This is a genomic window from Microbacterium sp. UNCCL10, assembly GCF_000746195.1.
Classification (GTDB): domain Bacteria; phylum Actinomycetota; class Actinomycetes; order Actinomycetales; family Microbacteriaceae; genus Microbacterium; species Microbacterium saccharophilum.
Window position 1 is genome coordinate 461,688 of the sequence record NZ_JQKT01000007.1, and the last position, 15,603, is coordinate 477,290.

Here is a 15,603-nt window from a genome sequence, read left to right on the forward strand (position 1 = left end):
TCACACGGCGGCGAGGGCGCGGTGCACGGAGGCCACAGCGCTCGACCCTTCACCGACGGCGGCGGCCACGCGCTTCATCGAGCCGCGACGCACGTCGCCGGCGGCGAAGACCCGCGGCGTGGAGGTCTCGAACGGGAACGGCTCGCGGCCGAGGCCCTGCCAGCGCTGCAGCGACTGGACGGCGATGTCGGTGCCGGTGCGGATGAAGCCCTCCGCGTCGCGGTCGAGGGTCGGCAGCCAGGATGTCGCCGGGTCGGCGCCGATGAAGCAGAACAGGCCCCGCGCGGAGACATCGCCGACGCAGTCGATGCGCACCGTCTCGAGCGACTCGGCGCCGTCGAGTCCCACGACGTTCGCCCCGGTGTGGATGCGGACGCGCGGCTCCTCGCCGAGACGGTCGGCGAGGTAGGACGACATGCGGGTGCGGAGGTCGGTGCCGCGCACGACGAGGTCGACGGCGCAGCCGTTCGCGGCGAGGTACAGGGCGGCCTGGCCGGCGGAGTTCGCCCCGCCCACGACGACGACCCGCGACCCGGCGACCTGCCGCAGCTCGAGGGGCGTCGCGGCGTAGTAGATGCCGGCGCGCTCGAAGTCCTCCCATCGCTCCAGGTCGAGGCTGCGGTACGCGGCGCCGGAGGTGATGATGGCGCTCCGGGCGCGGATGAGGCGGCCGTCCGACAGGGTCACATCCAGCTCGCGGCCGACCGGCTCGAGCCCGACGGCCTCGCACGGGGCGTACACGCGGACGCCGAACTTCAGCGCCTGCAGGGTCGCCTGCCCGATGAGGTCGGCGCCGCTCACGCCGAACGGGAACCCGAGGAAGTTCTCGATGCGCGACGTCGACGCCGCCTGCCCGCCCGGGGCCACGGCATCCAGCAGGACGGTGCTGAGCCCCTCGGACGCGCCGTAGATCGCGGCGGCGAGACCCGCGGGACCGCCGCCGACGACGACGAGGTCGACGACCTCGTCGGCCTGCGCCTGGTAGCTGAGGCCGAGCTGCTCGGCGACGATCCCCGGCGTCGCGTGCGGGATCGGCTCACCCTGGATGAACGCGATCGGCAGGTCGGCGGCCGTGAAGTCGTGGCCGGCGAGCGTGCCGAGCTCGCCCGGCGGGAGGGCGACGGCCGCGTGCACGAGGTCGAGGCGCTCCGCGAAGCGGCGGAGCGCGAGGAACTCGTTCGAGGTCGTCGAGCCCACGAACTTGAGCGTCATCGCCGCGGGCCCGCTGCGCAGCGACTCGCGCCGCGCCCAGAGGGCGTGCAGGATCAGGTCGCACAGCTCGTCGTCCTCGTTCATGACGTCGCGGAGCTCCGTCCGGGACACGCGGATGACGCGGCCCGGCTGCGTCACGCGGGCGGTGAGGAAGGCGCTCTGACCGTTGAGGAGGCCCAGTTCGCCGGCGAACGTCCGCGGCCCCATCGTCGTGATGACGGCCTCGCCCACCCAGCGCAGCGCGTCGCGGACGATCTCCACCTCACCGGACTCGATGAGGATGAGGTCGTAGTCGGACTGGCCGGCCTGGAACACGAGGTCTCCGGGCTGGACGTCCTGCGGGGTGCCGGCGGCGGCCAGCCGCTCCCACTGGGCGTCGGTGAGGGTCGGTGAGATCACCGGGTTCTTCTCAGCTTCCATGGCAGACAGGCTAGTGACCTGGGGACGCGTCGGGGCCGCCCGCGGTGGACTGCAGGGCGCGGATGAGCGACTGCGCGTCGTACGGGCCGGTGTGCCGCCGGCCGTTGACGAGGAAGGTGGGGACGGAGGTGATGCCCATGGCCTCCGCGTCGAACATGTCGTCGCGGACGCGGGAGGCCACCTCGGGGGAGACGAGGTCGCGCTCGAACCGCGCGACGTCCAGGCCGAGGTTCTGCGCGAGCCGGATGATGTCGGTGGGGCGCTGGTTGTCCTGGTCGGCGAACAGGCCCCGTTCGAACTCGAAAAACCGGCCCTGCATGGCGGCGGCCTCCGACGCCTCCGCGCCGGCGAGGGCGTTCGGATGCTGCTGGACGAGCGGGGCGTGCCGCCATACGTACCGCAGCTGATCGCCGAGCTCGTCGTGGACCTCCTGGATCGAACCGGATGCCTTGAGGCAGAAGCCGCACTGGAAGTCGCCGTACTCGACGATCGTGTACGGCGCGTCGGCGGGGCCGTACATGTGGTCGCGGGCCGGGTCGACGGGACGCACGAGCGTCTGCCCCGTGTTGAGGTCGGGCCGCAGGGCGTCGGAGATGCGGAAGACGATCGTCGCGAGGACGAAGGCGATGACGGACGCGGCGAGGACGCCGACCCGCGCCTCGTTCTGGGCGGCCGGGTCGTCGACCGCGAGGTCGATGATGAACAGCGAGATCGTGAAGCCGATGCCGCAGAGCGCGCCGCCGCCGGCGATCCGGTCGAGCGTCAGCCCCGGCCCGAACTCGCCGACGCGCAGCAGCTTCAGGATGCTCGTGGACCCCAGGACGCCGACGAGCTTGCCGACGACGAGCCCCGCGATGATGCCCCACGTGAGCGCCGACTGCGCGGCGGCGGCGAGGATCTCCGGGCTCAGGACCACGCCGGCGTTCGCGAGCGCGAACAGGGGCAGGATGACGTACGCGACGTACGGCGCGTAGGCGGACTGCAGTCGCTCGTTGATGGAGATCGATTCGCGGAGGCTGTTCGCCGCCGCCCGCGCGTACTCCGAGCTCGGTGACTGGCGGAACGTGCGCGCGAGTTCGAGGGCGTGCTCGACGTCGCGCCGGTCGGGACGGTACACGGGCACCAGCAGGGCGATCGCGACGCCGGCGAGCGTCGGGTGCACGCCGGAGGCCAGGAACGCGAACCACACGATGATCGCGAGGGTCGCGTACACCGGGCCCCGCCCGCCCCGCAGGTAACGCGTCGCGTAGACGCCCGCGAGCCCGATGGCGGCGACGATGAGCGGGTAGGGAGTGAAGTCCCCCGTGTAGACGAGCGCGATGATGCTGAGCGCCCCGATGTCGTCGACGACGGCGAGGGCGAGGAGGAAGACGCGGAGGCGTCCCGGCACCCGTGGGCCGATGAGCGCGAGGGCGCCGACGAGGAACGCCGTGTCGGTCGAGATCACGACGCCCCACGCGCCGACGTGCCCGGACGGGGCGGCGATGAGGACGAACAGCAGGGCGGGGAGGGCCAGCCCCGCGATCGCGGCGATCACGGGGACCATGGCGCGCGACCAGCTCGTGAGCTCGCCGATCGCGAACTCCCGCCGCACCTCGAGTCCGACGGTGAAGAAGAAGATCGCCATCAGTGCGTCGTTGACGAGGGCGTGCAGCGTGAAGTCGAGCTGGATGTCGCCGACTCCGACGGTCAGGTGCGTCTCCCAGAACGCCGCGTACGACCCGGTCGCCAGGTTTGCCCAGACGATCGCGGCGGCCGTCGCGATGAGGAGGAGGAGCGCGCCGATCCGGTTCTGGCCCATTGCGGAGATGCGGGCGGCGATGGAGGGGCCACGGCTCTCGTGGGTGTGGGTGCCGGACGTCGGCTGTTCGAGGATCGACAGTTCCGTCATACGAGTGGGAACCCTTCGGGAGGCGTCGGGATTCCGCCCAGTTTCCACCCGGGGCGCCCGCGCCCGCAACGGCGCGGCGGTGACGCCGGTGACGCCGGTCAGCCGCGTGCGATCGCGAGGCACGCGACGGCCGCGGCGGCCGACCACGCCTGCGGGCGGCACGCGGCCGGGTAGGGCGCCGGGGCGGGGGTCAGTTCGGCGGAATCCCCGGCGTGCAGCTCCGGCATCCGGTACCCGAACGCGTCGGCGGCGGCGAGGAGACCCTCCACCAGCACGCGGGCGTCGTCGCGGAGCCCGGCCCGCGCCATCCCGTGCGCGACGATCGCGGTGTCGTGCGCCCACACGCTGCCGCCGTGATAGCTCAGCGGCCAGTAGCCGGCGGCCTGCGTCGACATCGTGCGGAGCCCGAAGCCGGAGCTCATCGTCGGGCCCGTGAGCAGAGCGGCGACCTCGGCCTCCTGCGCCGGGTCGAGGATGCCGGTGCCCAGCAGATGCCCGATGTTCGAGGTGAGCGTGTCGACGCCCTTGCCGTCCCGGTCCAGCGCGATCGCCGGGTAGGTGCCCTCCTCGGTCGTGACCCAGAAGCGCTCCTGGAAGCGCGTGCGCAGCGCATCCGCCCACTCCCGCACGTCGTCGGCGCCGTCGCGCCCGAACCGCTCGAGCAGGTCGGCGCCCGCGTGCGCGGCCTCGTAGGCGTAGCCCTGCACTTCGCAGAGGGCGATGGGTCCTGCCGCCAGCGCGCCGGTGCGCCACTGGATCGAGTCGCCGGAGTCCTTCCAGCCCTGGTTCGACAGGCCCCGGCCGGTCTCGTCGACGTACTCCAGGAAGCCGTCGTCGCCCGCGCCGGCGCGCATCCACCCGAGCGCCGCTTCGAGCGCGGGCAGCAGCGCGCGGACCTCCTCCTCCGCCATCCCGGCGCCGACGGCCTCGCCCAGAAGGCAGACCCAGAGCGGCGTCGCATCGACGGTGCCGTAGTAGCGCGGCGGCAGCACGATCCCCTCGCCCGGCATGCGCAGCTCGCCGGCGCGGAGCTCGTGCAGGATCTTGCCGGGCTCCTCCGCCGTGGCCGGGTCCGTCGCCCGGCCCTGGAGGCGGGCGAGGACCCGCAGGGTGGATGCCGCGATCGCGGCGTCGACGGGAAGGAGGAGGCGGGCGGCCCACAGCGCATCGCGGCCGAAGAGCGTGAGGAACCAGGGCGTGCCGGCGGCGAGGAACTCGTCGTCGGGGTGGTCAGGGAGCGTGAGGCGGAGGGCGTCGAGGTCGGACAGGGCGCGGCGCACCCACCGGGCCAGGCGCGGGTCGGTCCCGGTGTCGGGCGGCCGCGCCGCCCAGGGCGCGGGGGCGGCGGCGGCGCGGACGACGAGGGACGGGTCGGCCACGTCCGCGGACCAGGCGACCTCGACCTCGCCGCGCGGCGGGCAGGTCAGCATCCAGTCGATCGTGACCTCGGCGTCGGCGGCGACACGGGCGCCGGACGCTGCGATGCGCATGCGGGCGCCGCCCGCGTCGATGTCCACCGCGTCCGGCGCGTCCCCGCCGCGCGTCGCCGTCCACGTCGCGGTCGGCGTCGCGCCGGCCTTCACCTCCTGCAGCGGCGCGAAGTCCGGGGTGAGGCGCAGCCGGAGGCGCAGCGCGAGCGGCTCGGCCAGGTGCGAGCGCACGGTGAGGCGTTCGTCGAGGCGCCCGTCGGCGACCGTCCGCACGCGCTGCAGGCGCACCTTGGGGTCGGGCCAGTCGTCGTCGACGGCGCGGAGGACGGCGTCGAAGGCGACCTCGGATGCCGTCCGCTCCGCGAGCGCGATCCACTCCGGCGCCGTCTCGGTCTCGTCCTCCGCGCCCCCGTAGGTCAGCGCGGTCGCCCGGAGGAATCGGGTGTCGCCGTGGTAGAGGCCGTCGATGGCGTGCCTGCCGAGCTCGCCGTCCCGCCCCGACCACACCTGCGTCGGGGCGCGGAGGGCGACGATGCCGTCGGAGAGGAACGGCTGGAGCCCCCCGGTCATCCCTTGACCGCCCCCTCCGACGTGTTCATGATGCGCTTCTGGAAGATGAAGAACATCACCGCCACGGGGATCGTCATGAGCGCGGCCGCCGCGAGTTTCAGCGGATACTGCGTCCCCGAGCTGAGCTGGCCGGAGGCGAGGCTCGCGACACCCTTCGTGAGGGTCGTGAGCTCCGGCGACTGCGTCGAGACGATGAAGTGGTTCAGCTCGTTCCACGAGCCCTGGAACGACAGGATGATGATCGTGATGAGCGCGGGCCGCGCCATCGGGAGCACGACCGACCAGAAGACGCGAAAGGCGCCGGCGCCGTCGATGCGCGCCTGCTCCTCGACGGACACGGGGATGGACTCGAAGAAGTTCTTCATGATGAACACCCCCGCCGCGTCCACGAGCAGCGGGAGGATCATGCCGGCGTACGAGTCGTAGAGCCCGATCTGCTTGAGGACGAGGAAGCGCGGGATGAGCAGCACCACCGCCGGGACAGCCATGACGCTCACCACCATCGCGAACACGGCGGCGCGGCCGCGGAACGTGAGGCGCGCCAGCGCGTACCCCGCGAGGGAGACGAAGAACACCCGGCCGAGGGTCACCAGCACGGTCACGATCGCCGAATTGAGGAACCAGAGCGGGAAGTCGCTGTTGACGAAGAGGCGCTCGTACGCCGCCACCGTGAAGGTCTGCGGGAGGAGCGAGATCGGGTTGGACGCGGCCTCCTGCTCGCTCTTGAACGACGTCGCCACCTGCACGAGGAACGGGTAGATGTAGACGAGCGCGAGAGCCGCGAGCATGACGTACAGCAGCACCTGCGCGACCACGGTGTTCCGGGTGAAGCGCCGTCTGCGGGCCCGAGGGGCACGCGCGGCCGGCGCGGGCGGCGCCGCGGCGGGCGCCTGTGCGGTGTCGGTCACGAGCGGACCCCCTTGGCCTGATAGACGGCCGCACGGCGCCGGGAGACCGGCCGCTCGCGCAGCGCCCAGCGCTGGAACAGCGTGAACACGATGATGATGAGGAACAGGATGAAGGCGATGGCCGCGCCGATTCCCCAGTCCTGGTTCTGGAACGCCGACGTGAAGGACAGGTACGCCGGGGTCACCGTCGTCTTGGCCGGGCCGCCGGAGGTGCCGGTGTAGATCTGGTCGAAGACCTGCCAGCATCCGATGAGCCCCAGCGTCACGACGGTGAACAGCGTCGGCCGCAGCTGGGGGAGGGTGATCCGCCAGAACCGCTGCCAGCCGCTCGCGCCGTCCATCATCCCGGCCTCGGTGAGCTCGTAGCCGACGTTCTGCAGCGCCGCGATGAACAGCAGCATGAACGTGCCGCTGGTCGTGAAGACGGCCATGAAGATGAGCGCCGTCATGGCGACCGACGGGCCGGCGAACCAGTCCCACCAGGACAGGCCGAGGAAATCGTTCTGCGTCAGCACGTCCGGTCCGCTCGTCACGCCCAGGCCGCTGAGCCCGGCGTGCACGATGCCTTTCGGCTCGTTGAACCAGTTCGGCCCGTCGCCCCCAAGGCGCGCGATGACGGCGTTGATGGGGCCGGTGGTGCTGAACAGGAACAGCCACAGGACCGTGATCGCGACGGAGCTCGTGACGGAGGGGAAGTAGAACGCGGTGCGGAAGAACCCCCGGCTGCGGAGGATCCGGCGGCTCACGAGCACGGCGAGGAAGAGCGAGAGGGCGGTCTGCAGCGGCACGACGAGCACGACGTACCACGCGTTGTTGCGCAGGGCGATGCCGAAGTCGCGGGTGCGCAGACCGCCGTCGGTCGTGATGGCGGCGTAGTTGTCGAGGCCGACGAAGCTGACCTCCGGCGACAGCGGGCTGCCGCGACCGGACCAGTCCGAGACGGAGACCCACAGCGCCATGATCACGGGGAAGAACAGGAACACCCCGAGGATGACGACGACCGGGGCCACGAAGAGCCACCCGGCCGCGCCCTCCCCGCGGCGGATGCCGCCGAAGCGGGACTTGCCGCGGCGAGGTGCCGGCACGGCGGCCGGCGTCATGGTGGTGGTCATCGTCGTCAGCCGACGATGGCCTCGAGGTTGGACTGCACCGAGCCGAGGATCTCCGCCGGGTCGCCGTCCTTCAACGTGCCCAGCTGGGCGTTGAAATCGGCGATGACGTCGGAGATGCCGTCGTTGGTCGGCACGCCCTGCGCGTAGTCCGCGCCGTTCAGGAACGCGACGAGTTCGGGGTTGTCGCTGCGCCACTGATCGGCCGCCGACTGCACGGACGGCATCGGGCCGAACGCCTCCGAGAACGCGAGCTGCTGCTCCGCCGTCGTCAGATACTCGATGAGGTCGAGCGCCGCCTCCTGGTTCGGGCTGTCCGCGGCCATGCCCCAGCAGTTCGTGAACTGCAGAGTGCCCTGGCCGGCCGGGCCCGCGGGGAGCTCGACGACGAGGGCGTCGACGTCGGGGTAGTCACCCAGCGCGCCGGTGATCCAGTTGCCCTCGATCGTCATGGCCCCGAGCTGCTTGCCGAACGCCTCGCCGCCCCATCCGGCGCCGACATCCGCGGCGTACGCGAAGGTGCCGTCGGTGAGGTGCTCCTTGACGTAGGCGAGGGCCTCCTCGTTCTCCGCGCTGGCGGCGGTCGCCTCGGTGCCGTCCTCGGAGATGAGCCGCCCCCCGGCCTGCGCCATGAAGACGCCGACGCGGGCGTACTCACCGGAGAAGACGAGGCCGGTCGTGCCGTCCGTCGTCAGGGCCTTCGCCGCGGCGGCCAGGGAGTCCCAGTCCGTCGGCACGTCGGCATCCGTGAGTCCCGCCTTCTCCCACAGCCCCTTGTTGATGATGAGCTGGAGGGTCGAGAAGTCCTTCGGTGCGCACGCGAACTCGCCGTCGTAGGTGAAGTTCTCCACGAGGGACGCGTAGAAGTCGTCCTTGTTCTCCAGCATGTCGCCGTAGGGGAGGACCGAGCCGTTGCCGGCGTAGCCCGCGAGGAACTCCGTGCCGAGGTAGAAGACATCCGGCGGGGAGCCGCCGGCGAAGCCCTGCGAGAGCTCCTGGGTGAGGTCCGACGCGGCCGTGACGGTCGCGTCGACGCCGGAGTCCGCCGACCATGCCGCGACGGCATCCTTCACGGCCGTCGTCTCGGCGTCGCCGCTGGACCCGATGAGGATCGAGAGGGGATCGTCGGAGGACGTGAGCCCTCCGCCGTCGCCGCTCGGTCCGGCATCCGGTTCGTCGAAGCCGGATCCGCCGCAGCCGGTGAGGGTGAGTGCCGCGACGAGGGTGATCCCCCCGGCGGCGAGCAGCGTCCGTGCTGTGTGTCGCTTCATCGCATCTCCTTTGATCGCTGACCGCTCCTGAGCGTCGGCGCCCGGTGCTCGCCGATCGTCTCTTCGATCGTTCCAACGCCACCGCGTCATCGCGGATTTGAACGATCAAACTATGGAATGATGCCCAAAGTAAGTCGGCCTCTCGGCGCTGTCAAGGGTGGTGCGCACATGGCGAACGAACGCTCGGTCACGATCGAGGACGTCGCGCGCGCCGCGAGCGTGTCGCGGCAGACGGTGAGCAATGTGCTGAACAGCCCGGCGATCGTGCGCCCCGATACGCGGGACCGCGTCCGCGCCGCCATCGCGCGGCTCGGCTACGCGCCGCACGCGTCGGCGCGGCGGCTGCGGACGCGGCGCAGCTCGACCATCGGCATCCATCTGGACCCGTACGCCGGCGGCATCTCCGGCGCCGTGCTGGACCGCTTCGTGCACGCGCTGACCGAGCGGGCGGGGGAGCGCGGTCTCCGGGTGCTCGTGTACGCCGCCGCTTCGCCGGAGGAGGAGATCCAGCGGATGACGGACCTCGCCGACGGCGGGGAGGTCGACGGCATCGTCATCACGGGCACGACGTACGGCGACCCGCGCATCGCGTGGCTCACCGCCCGCGGCCTGCCGTTCGTGTCGTTCGGACGCCCGTGGGGCGACGACGACATCGACGACCCGCTGCACCTCTGGGTCGACGTGGACGGCGCCGCCGGCACGCGCGAGGCGACCGAGCATGCCCGGGCCGCCGCCGGACCGCGGGTCGCGTTCCTCGGCTGGCCGGCGGGGTCGGGCACCGGGGATGACCGGGAGCGGGGGTGGCGCGAGGCGATGCGCGCGGCCGGGGTCTCCGAGGCCGACCTCGGGGAGCTGCGACTGACGGTTGCGGAGAGCGTCGCGGACGCGCGGGCCGCGACGACGGCGCTGCTGCAGCGGGATGCCGTGGACGCGATCGTCTGCGTCAGCGACTCGCTGGCCGTCGGGGCGCACGTCGCCGCGGTCGGCGCCCAGCGGCCCGACCTGCTCGTCGTCGGCTTCGACAACACCCCGGCGGCCGAGGCGCTGGGACTGTCGAGCATCGAGCAGCTGCCGGAGCAGGTGGCCGCGGGCACCCTCGACCTCCTGACGGTCGGGGGCTCGCTCATCGGCAACCGGGCCCTCGAGGCCGGGCAGGCGCACGTCCTGGTGCGGCCGCGACTCGTCGTGCGCTGAGGGGTGCTGAGGGGTTCGTACCAACGGCGGAGATCGTGCTGTGGATGCCGGGATTCGGGTGCCGTTCGGTGGGATGGGGCAGGGAATCCGCCGTTGGGGCGCGGGGCGGTGCGCGTGTTACCGAACGGCGGACCTCGTGCTGGGGATGCCGGGACTCGGCATCGATTTGGTGAGCAACGGCGAGGAATCCGCCGTAGGGTCGCGCGGCGAGGCGCCGAGAACGGATCAGCGGCCGCTGATGCGGCGCTCCAGCGCGCGGGCGGCATCGCCCGCGAGGCCCGCGAGCTCCGCCGCATCGCGGTCGGCGTCGCCGGGCCACGTGACGGCGATCGCGGCCGCGGGCCAGCCGGTGTGGTCGCGCACCGCGACGCCGACGGAGCGGAGGCCCAGCGTCACCTCGCCGTCCTCCTCCGCGACGCCGCGGGCCCGCACGGCGCGCAGGAGCTCCCGCAGCTCCCGCGGGCGCCGCGGACCCCGGCCCGTGCGGTCGGCGAAGGCCGCGGCATCCGGATACAGCGCCCGCACCTGCCCGGCCGGCAGCAGCGCGAGCATCGCCCGGCCCGTCGCCGTCAGATGCGCGGGGAGCCGCACGCCCACATCCGTCACGAGCGCCGGGCGGCGCGGCGCCCGCTCCTCCACGATGTAGAGCACGTCGCGCCCCGTCATGACGGCGAGGTGCGCGCTCTCGCCGGCGCGGTCGGCGAGGCCCGCGACGAGCGGGCGCCCGAGACGGGCGAGCGGATCCTGCCGCGCGTACCCGCCGGCCAGCTCGAACGCCGCCGTGCCGAGACCCCAGCGCCGCTCCGCCTCGAGGTGCACGACGTAGCCGTGCCCGGCCATCGCGTGCAGCAGGTGGTAGACGCTCGAGCGGGGGATGCCGAGCGCGGTCGCAACGGTCTGCGCCGCGACCGGGCCGCGCTGACGGGCCAGGAACGTGAGCACCCGCAGCGTCTGGTCGGCCGCGGGCACTTGCGGCTTCGCCGCCGGCGATGTGCCTGGGGTCGATGTGTCTGGGATCGACGTGTCTGGGATCGACGTCTCCGGGATCGACGTGTCTGGGATCACAGACACAGGATGCCACGGCGCCCTGGCGCGGCGGGTGCCGCGGGGGTGGAATCGGACCATGACCGCCGCATCCGCCTCGGAGACCGCGACCCGGCGCGTCGTGCGCGTCGGGTCGGGCACGCCGCTCACGCCGGCCGACGTCGTCGCGGTCGCCCGCGACGACGCCCGGGTCACGGTGGACGACGCCGCGCTCGCGCGGGTCGCCGCCACGCGCGCCCTCGTCGAGCGCCTCGCCGACGACCCCGAGCCGCACTACGGCATCTCGACGGGCTTCGGCGCGCTCGCGACGACCTTCATCGCGCCGGAGCGGCGCCGGCAGCTGCAGGCGAGCCTCATCCGCTCGCACGCGGCCGGCACGGGCGCGGAGGTCGAGCGGGAGGTCGTCCGGGCGCTGCAGCTCCTGCGCCTGCAGACCCTCGCGTCCGGCCGCACGGGCGTCCGCCCGATCGTCGTCCGGACGTACGCGGCGATGCTCGACGCCGGCATCACCCCGATCGTCCGGGAGTACGGGTCGCTCGGCTGCTCCGGCGACCTCGCGCCCCTCGCGCACGTCGCCCTGGCCGCGATGGGGGAGGGTGAGGTCCGTGACGCCTCCGGCACGGCGAGGACCGCCGGCGACGCGCTCGCCGCCGCCGGCATCGCGCCGCTCGTGCTGGAGGAGAAGGAGGGCCTCGCGCTCATCAACGGTACCGACGGGATGCTGGGGATGCTCCTCCTCGGCGTGCACGACCTCGACATGCTGCTCGTCACCGCCGATCTCGCCGCGGCCCTGTCGATCGAGAGCCAGCTGGGCACCGATGCCGTCTTCGCCGCCGACCTCATGGCGCTGCGCCCGCAGGCCGGGCAGGCCGCGTCCGCGGCGAACCTGCGCGCCTTCCTCGCCGGGTCGCCGATCGTCGCGAGCCACCGCGACCCCGCCGTCTGCACCCGCGTGCAGGACGCGTACTCCCTTCGCTGCACGCCGCAGGTGCACGGCGCCGCGCGGGACACGGTCGAGCACGCGCGGACGATCGCCGCGCGGGAGCTGGCGTCCACCGTCGACAATCCGGTCCTCACCGACGATGGCCGCGTGGAGTCCAACGGCAACTTCCACGGCGCCCCCGTGGGCTACGTGCTCGACTTCCTCGCGATCGCGGTCGCCGACGTCGCGTCGATCTCGGAGCGGCGCACCGACCGGGCGCTGGACCGCACCCGCAGCCACGGCCTGCCGCCGTTCCTCGCCGACGAGGCGGGCGTCGACTCGGGGCTCATGATCGCGCAGTATGCCGCCGCGGGCATCGTCTCGGAGCTCAAGCGGCTCGCCGTCCCGGCATCCGTCGATTCGATCCCATCCTCCGCGATGCAGGAGGACCACGTCTCGATGGGATGGGCCGCGGCGCGGAAGCTCCGCCGCGCCGTCGACGGGCTCGCGCGCGTCCTCGCGATCGAGATCGTGACGGGATGCCGCGCCCTCGACCTGCGTGCACCGCTCCGGCCGGGCGCCGTGACCGGCGCCGTGCGCGACCTCGTCCGCACCGTCGTGGACGGTCCCGGCCCGGACCGGTTCGTCTCGCCGGAGATCGAGGCCGTGACCGAGCTCGTGCTGTCCGGCCGGATCGCACGCACGGCCGCGGACGCGGCTCAGGCGGAGCCCACCGCACGATGACGACACAGGGGGATGCCATGACCGCAGGCCACGAGCGGGGGCCGGTGCGCGCCGCGCGCGGCGCCGAGCGCACCGCGAAGAGCTGGGGTGCCGAAGCCGCCAAGCGCATGCTCATGAACAACCTCGACCCCGAGGTCGCCGAGCATCCGGAGGACCTCGTCGTCTACGGCGGCACAGGCAAGGCGGCGCGGTCGTGGGAGGCGTACGACGCGATCGTCCGCACCCTGGACGAGCTCGAGCCGGACGAGACCCTGCTGGTCCAGTCCGGCAAGCCCGTCGGCGTCTTCCGCACGCACGAGTGGGCGCCCCGCGTGCTCATCGCCAACGCGAACCTCGTCGGCGACTGGGCCACGTGGCCGGAGTTCCGTCGCCTCGAGGCGCTCGGCCTCACCATGTACGGGCAGATGACGGCGGGCTCGTGGATCTACATCGGCACGCAGGGCATCCTGCAGGGCACGTACGAGACGTTCGCGGCCGTCGCCCGCTCGCTCGGCCGGGAGTCGCTCGCCGGCACCCTGACCCTGACCGGCGGCGCCGGCGGGATGGGCGGTGCGCAGCCCCTGGCCGTCACGATGAACGAGGGCGCCGTGCTCATCGTCGACGTCGACGCGTCCCGCCTGCAGCGCCGCGTCGCGCACGGCTACCTCGACGAGGTCGCCCCCGACCTCGACACCGCGGTCGCCCGCGCCGTCGCGGCGAAGGAATCCGGCGCGGCCCGCTCGATCGGCGTCGTCGGCAACGCGGCGCTCGTCTTCCCGGAGCTGCTGCTGCGCGGCACGCCCGTCGACATCGTCACCGACCAGACGAGCGCGCACGACCCGCTCGCCTACCTCCCGGTGGGCATTCCGTTCGAGGAATGGAAGGCCGAGGCGGCGCGTGACTCGGAGGGTTTCACCGCGCGCGCCCGCGGATCGATGGCGAAGCACGTCGCCGCGATGGTCGGCTTCCAGGACGCCGGCGCCGCCGTCTTCGACTACGGCAACTCCATCCGCGCGGAGGCCCAGCTCGGCGGGTTCGACCGCGCGTTCGACTTCCCCGGTTTCGTCCCGGCGTACATCCGTCCGCAGTTCGCGGAAGGCCGGGGGCCCTTCCGCTGGGTCGCGCTCTCCGGCGACCCCGAGGACATCCGCAAGACCGACGAGGCCATCAAGGCGCTCTTCCCGGACGACGCCGGGCTCGTGCGCTGGCTCGACAAGGCCGCCGAGAAGGTGCACTTCGAGGGGCTCCCGGCGCGCATCTGCTGGCTCGGCTACCAGGAGCGCCACCTCGCGGGCCTGAAGTTCAACGAGATGGTCGCCGCCGGCGAGCTGGCGGGCCCCATCGTGATCGGCCGTGACCACCTGGACGCCGGGTCGGTGGCGAGCCCCTACCGGGAGACCGAGGCGATGGCCGACGGGTCGGACGCCATCGCCGACTGGCCGCTGCTGAACGCGCTCCTGAACACGGCATCCGGCGCGTCGTGGGTCTCGATCCACCACGGCGGCGGCGTCGGGATCGGCCGCTCGATCCACGCGGGGCAGGTCACCGTCGCCGACGGCACGCCGCTCGCGGCCGAGAAGCTCGCGAGAGTGCTGACCAACGACCCCGGCACGGGTGTCATGCGGCACGTGGATGCCGGCTACGAGCGCGCCCGGGAGGTCGCCCGGGAGCGCGGTCTGATCGTGCCGATGCCATGACCGCCGCGCTGCTGCTGACAGGCATCGCCGAGCTGACGACGAACACGCCTGCACCCGGCGACCCGACCGGGACGATCACCGACGCGGCGCTGCTCCTCGTCGACGGCGTCGTCGCCTGGGCGGGACCGGAGGGGGACGCGGATGCCGCCGTCGCGGAGCATGCGGCGTTCGCCGACACCACCGTCCACGACGTCGGCGGCCGGGCGGTGATCCCCGGATTCGTCGACGCGCACACGCACCTCGTGTTCGGCGGCGATCGGGCCGACGAATTCGAGGCCCGGATGAGCGGGACGCCGTATACGGCCGGCGGCATCCGGCGCACCGTCGCGGCGACCCGCGCCGCGACGGAGGACGAGCTGCGCGCGCGCCTGGCCGGGTTCGTCGCCGAACTGCACCGGCAGGGCACGACGACGTTCGAGGTGAAGACCGGCTACGACCTCACGGTGGACGGCGAGGCGCGGCTCGCGCGGCTCGCCGCCGAGGTCACCGGCGAGGTCACCTTCCTCGGCGCGCACGTCGTGCCGGCCGAGTTCACGGGCGACCGGGAGGCGTACCTCGCCCTCGTGTGCGGGCCGATGCTCGACACCGTCCGGCCGCATGCGCGGTGGATCGACGTGTTCTGCGAAGAGGGCGCCTTCACCCCCGAGGAGACCCGCCGCATCCTCGCCGCGGGCGCCGCAGCGGGTCTGCCCGCGCGGCTGCACGGCAACCAGCTCGGCTACGGCGCGGGCGTCCGGCTCGCCGTCGAAGCCGGCGCGGCGTCCGTGGATCACTGCACCTACCTCTCCGACGACGACGTCGCGGCCCTCGCGCGGTCGGAGGTCGTCGCGACCCTGCTGCCCGGCGTCGAATTCTCCACGCGGCACCCGTACCCCGATGCGCGCCGGCTCCTCGACGCCGGGGTGACGGTCGCGCTCGCGAGCGACTGCAACCCCGGCACGAGCTTCACGAGCTCGATGCCGCTCATGATCGCCCTCGCGGTGCGCGAGATGGGGATGACGCCGGCCGAGGCCGTGCACGCGGCGACCGCCGGCGGTGCCCGGGCGCTGCGCCGCAGCGACGTCGGGCACCTGGGCGCCGGCGCGCGCGCCGACCTCGTCGTCCTCGACGCGCCGACGCGCGTGCACCTGGCGTATCGGCCGGGCGTCCCGCTCGTGCGGGAGGTCTATGTCGCCGGCGCACGGGTCTGACCCCCGGGACCCCCTGGACGGC

The 15,603-nt window shown here is 73.1% G+C and carries 11 protein-coding genes; 4 read left to right on the plus strand and 7 right to left on the minus strand.

Translation table 11 applies throughout. From position 1 onward, the window contains the following. The 6 genes from BR85_RS02435 to BR85_RS02460 form a co-directional block, all read right to left on the minus strand. The gene (locus tag BR85_RS02435) at nucleotides 1-1,632 is read right to left on the minus strand and encodes an FAD-dependent oxidoreductase (protein ID WP_028495084.1); all 1,632 of its coding nucleotides are present in this window, start codon (nucleotides 1,630-1,632) and stop codon (nucleotides 1-3) included. Nucleotides 1,633-1,642: 10 nt separating this feature from the next. Continuing rightward, nucleotides 1,643-3,433: a Na+/H+ antiporter NhaA gene (gene nhaA / locus BR85_RS02440; protein ID WP_424960586.1), complete on the minus strand. Its 1,791-nt coding sequence runs from the start codon at nucleotides 3,431-3,433 to the stop codon at nucleotides 1,643-1,645. A 188-nt stretch (nucleotides 3,434-3,621) separates the two neighbouring features. Next, the gene (locus BR85_RS02445) at nucleotides 3,622-5,523 is read right to left on the minus strand and encodes a glycogen debranching N-terminal domain-containing protein (protein WP_028495086.1); all 1,902 of its coding nucleotides are present in this window, start codon (nucleotides 5,521-5,523) and stop codon (nucleotides 3,622-3,624) included. After that, on the minus strand, nucleotides 5,520-6,311 hold the full coding sequence (locus BR85_RS02450) for a carbohydrate ABC transporter permease (RefSeq protein ID WP_231478601.1): 792 nt from the start codon (nucleotides 6,309-6,311) through the stop codon (nucleotides 5,520-5,522). Before BR85_RS02450 ends, BR85_RS02445 begins: the two co-directional genes overlap by 4 nt. Nucleotides 6,312-6,427: 116 nt before the next feature. Continuing rightward, nucleotides 6,428-7,543, minus strand: a complete 1,116-nt coding sequence (locus tag BR85_RS02455; protein ID WP_036272154.1) for a carbohydrate ABC transporter permease — start codon at nucleotides 7,541-7,543, stop codon at nucleotides 6,428-6,430. A gap of 5 nt (nucleotides 7,544-7,548) precedes the next feature. Beyond that, the gene (locus tag BR85_RS02460) at nucleotides 7,549-8,811 is read right to left on the minus strand and encodes a sugar ABC transporter substrate-binding protein (RefSeq protein WP_028495088.1); all 1,263 of its coding nucleotides are present in this window, start codon (nucleotides 8,809-8,811) and stop codon (nucleotides 7,549-7,551) included. A 168-nt stretch (nucleotides 8,812-8,979) separates the two neighbouring features. On the opposite strand from BR85_RS02460, the gene BR85_RS02465 reads away from it, so the two are divergent. Beyond that, a complete protein-coding gene (locus BR85_RS02465; RefSeq protein WP_028495089.1) occupies nucleotides 8,980-10,005 on the plus strand; it encodes a LacI family DNA-binding transcriptional regulator in 1,026 nt (341 codons plus the stop codon). 225 nt (nucleotides 10,006-10,230) lie between these two features. Here the strand turns inward: BR85_RS02465 and BR85_RS02470 are convergent, their stop codons facing one another. Beyond that, nucleotides 10,231-10,974 carry an IclR family transcriptional regulator gene (locus tag BR85_RS02470; protein WP_028495090.1) on the minus strand — a complete coding sequence of 248 codons (744 nt, stop codon included), beginning with the start codon at nucleotides 10,972-10,974 and terminating at the stop codon, nucleotides 10,231-10,233. 154 nt (nucleotides 10,975-11,128) lie between these two features. On the opposite strand from BR85_RS02470, the gene hutH reads away from it, so the two are divergent. From hutH to hutI, 3 genes are read left to right on the plus strand one after another with little or no spacing between them, the layout of a single operon-like run. Next, complete coding sequence (gene hutH, locus BR85_RS02475; protein WP_028495091.1) at nucleotides 11,129-12,715, plus strand: histidine ammonia-lyase; 1,587 nt, start codon at nucleotides 11,129-11,131, stop codon at nucleotides 12,713-12,715. A gap of 17 nt (nucleotides 12,716-12,732) precedes the next feature. Continuing rightward, entirely contained in the window at nucleotides 12,733-14,391 is a 1,659-nt protein-coding gene (hutU, locus tag BR85_RS02480; protein ID WP_028495092.1) for a urocanate hydratase, read from the plus strand. Next, a complete protein-coding gene (hutI, locus tag BR85_RS02485; protein WP_028495093.1) occupies nucleotides 14,388-15,581 on the plus strand; it encodes an imidazolonepropionase in 1,194 nt (397 codons plus the stop codon). Before hutU ends, hutI begins: the two co-directional genes overlap by 4 nt. Nucleotides 15,582-15,603: the final 22 nt, after the last annotated feature.

What these genes read in the sequence shown, in the direction of transcription:
- BR85_RS02435 (WP_028495084.1), bottom strand. Translation starts at nt 1,632, where the DNA reads ATGGAAGCTGAGAAGAACCCGGTGATCTCACCGACCCTCACCGACGCC.
- nhaA (WP_424960586.1), bottom strand. Translation starts at nt 3,433, where the DNA reads ATGGGCCAGAACCGGATCGGCGCGCTCCTCCTCCTCATCGCGACGGCC.
- BR85_RS02445 (WP_028495086.1), bottom strand. Translation starts at nt 5,523, where the DNA reads ATGACCGGGGGGCTCCAGCCGTTCCTCTCCGACGGCATCGTCGCCCTC.
- BR85_RS02450 (WP_231478601.1), bottom strand. Translation starts at nt 6,311, where the DNA reads ATGCTCGCGGCTCTCGCGCTCGTCTACATCTACCCGTTCCTCGTGCAG.
- BR85_RS02455 (WP_036272154.1), bottom strand. Translation starts at nt 7,543, where the DNA reads ATGACCACCACCATGACGCCGGCCGCCGTGCCGGCACCTCGCCGCGGC.
- BR85_RS02460 (WP_028495088.1), bottom strand. Translation starts at nt 8,811, where the DNA reads ATGAAGCGACACACAGCACGGACGCTGCTCGCCGCCGGGGGGATCACC.
- BR85_RS02465 (WP_028495089.1), top strand. Translation starts at nt 8,980, where the DNA reads ATGGCGAACGAACGCTCGGTCACGATCGAGGACGTCGCGCGCGCCGCG.
- hutH (WP_028495091.1), top strand. Translation starts at nt 11,129, where the DNA reads ATGACCGCCGCATCCGCCTCGGAGACCGCGACCCGGCGCGTCGTGCGC.
- hutU (WP_028495092.1), top strand. Translation starts at nt 12,733, where the DNA reads ATGACCGCAGGCCACGAGCGGGGGCCGGTGCGCGCCGCGCGCGGCGCC.
- hutI (WP_028495093.1), top strand. Translation starts at nt 14,388, where the DNA reads ATGACCGCCGCGCTGCTGCTGACAGGCATCGCCGAGCTGACGACGAAC.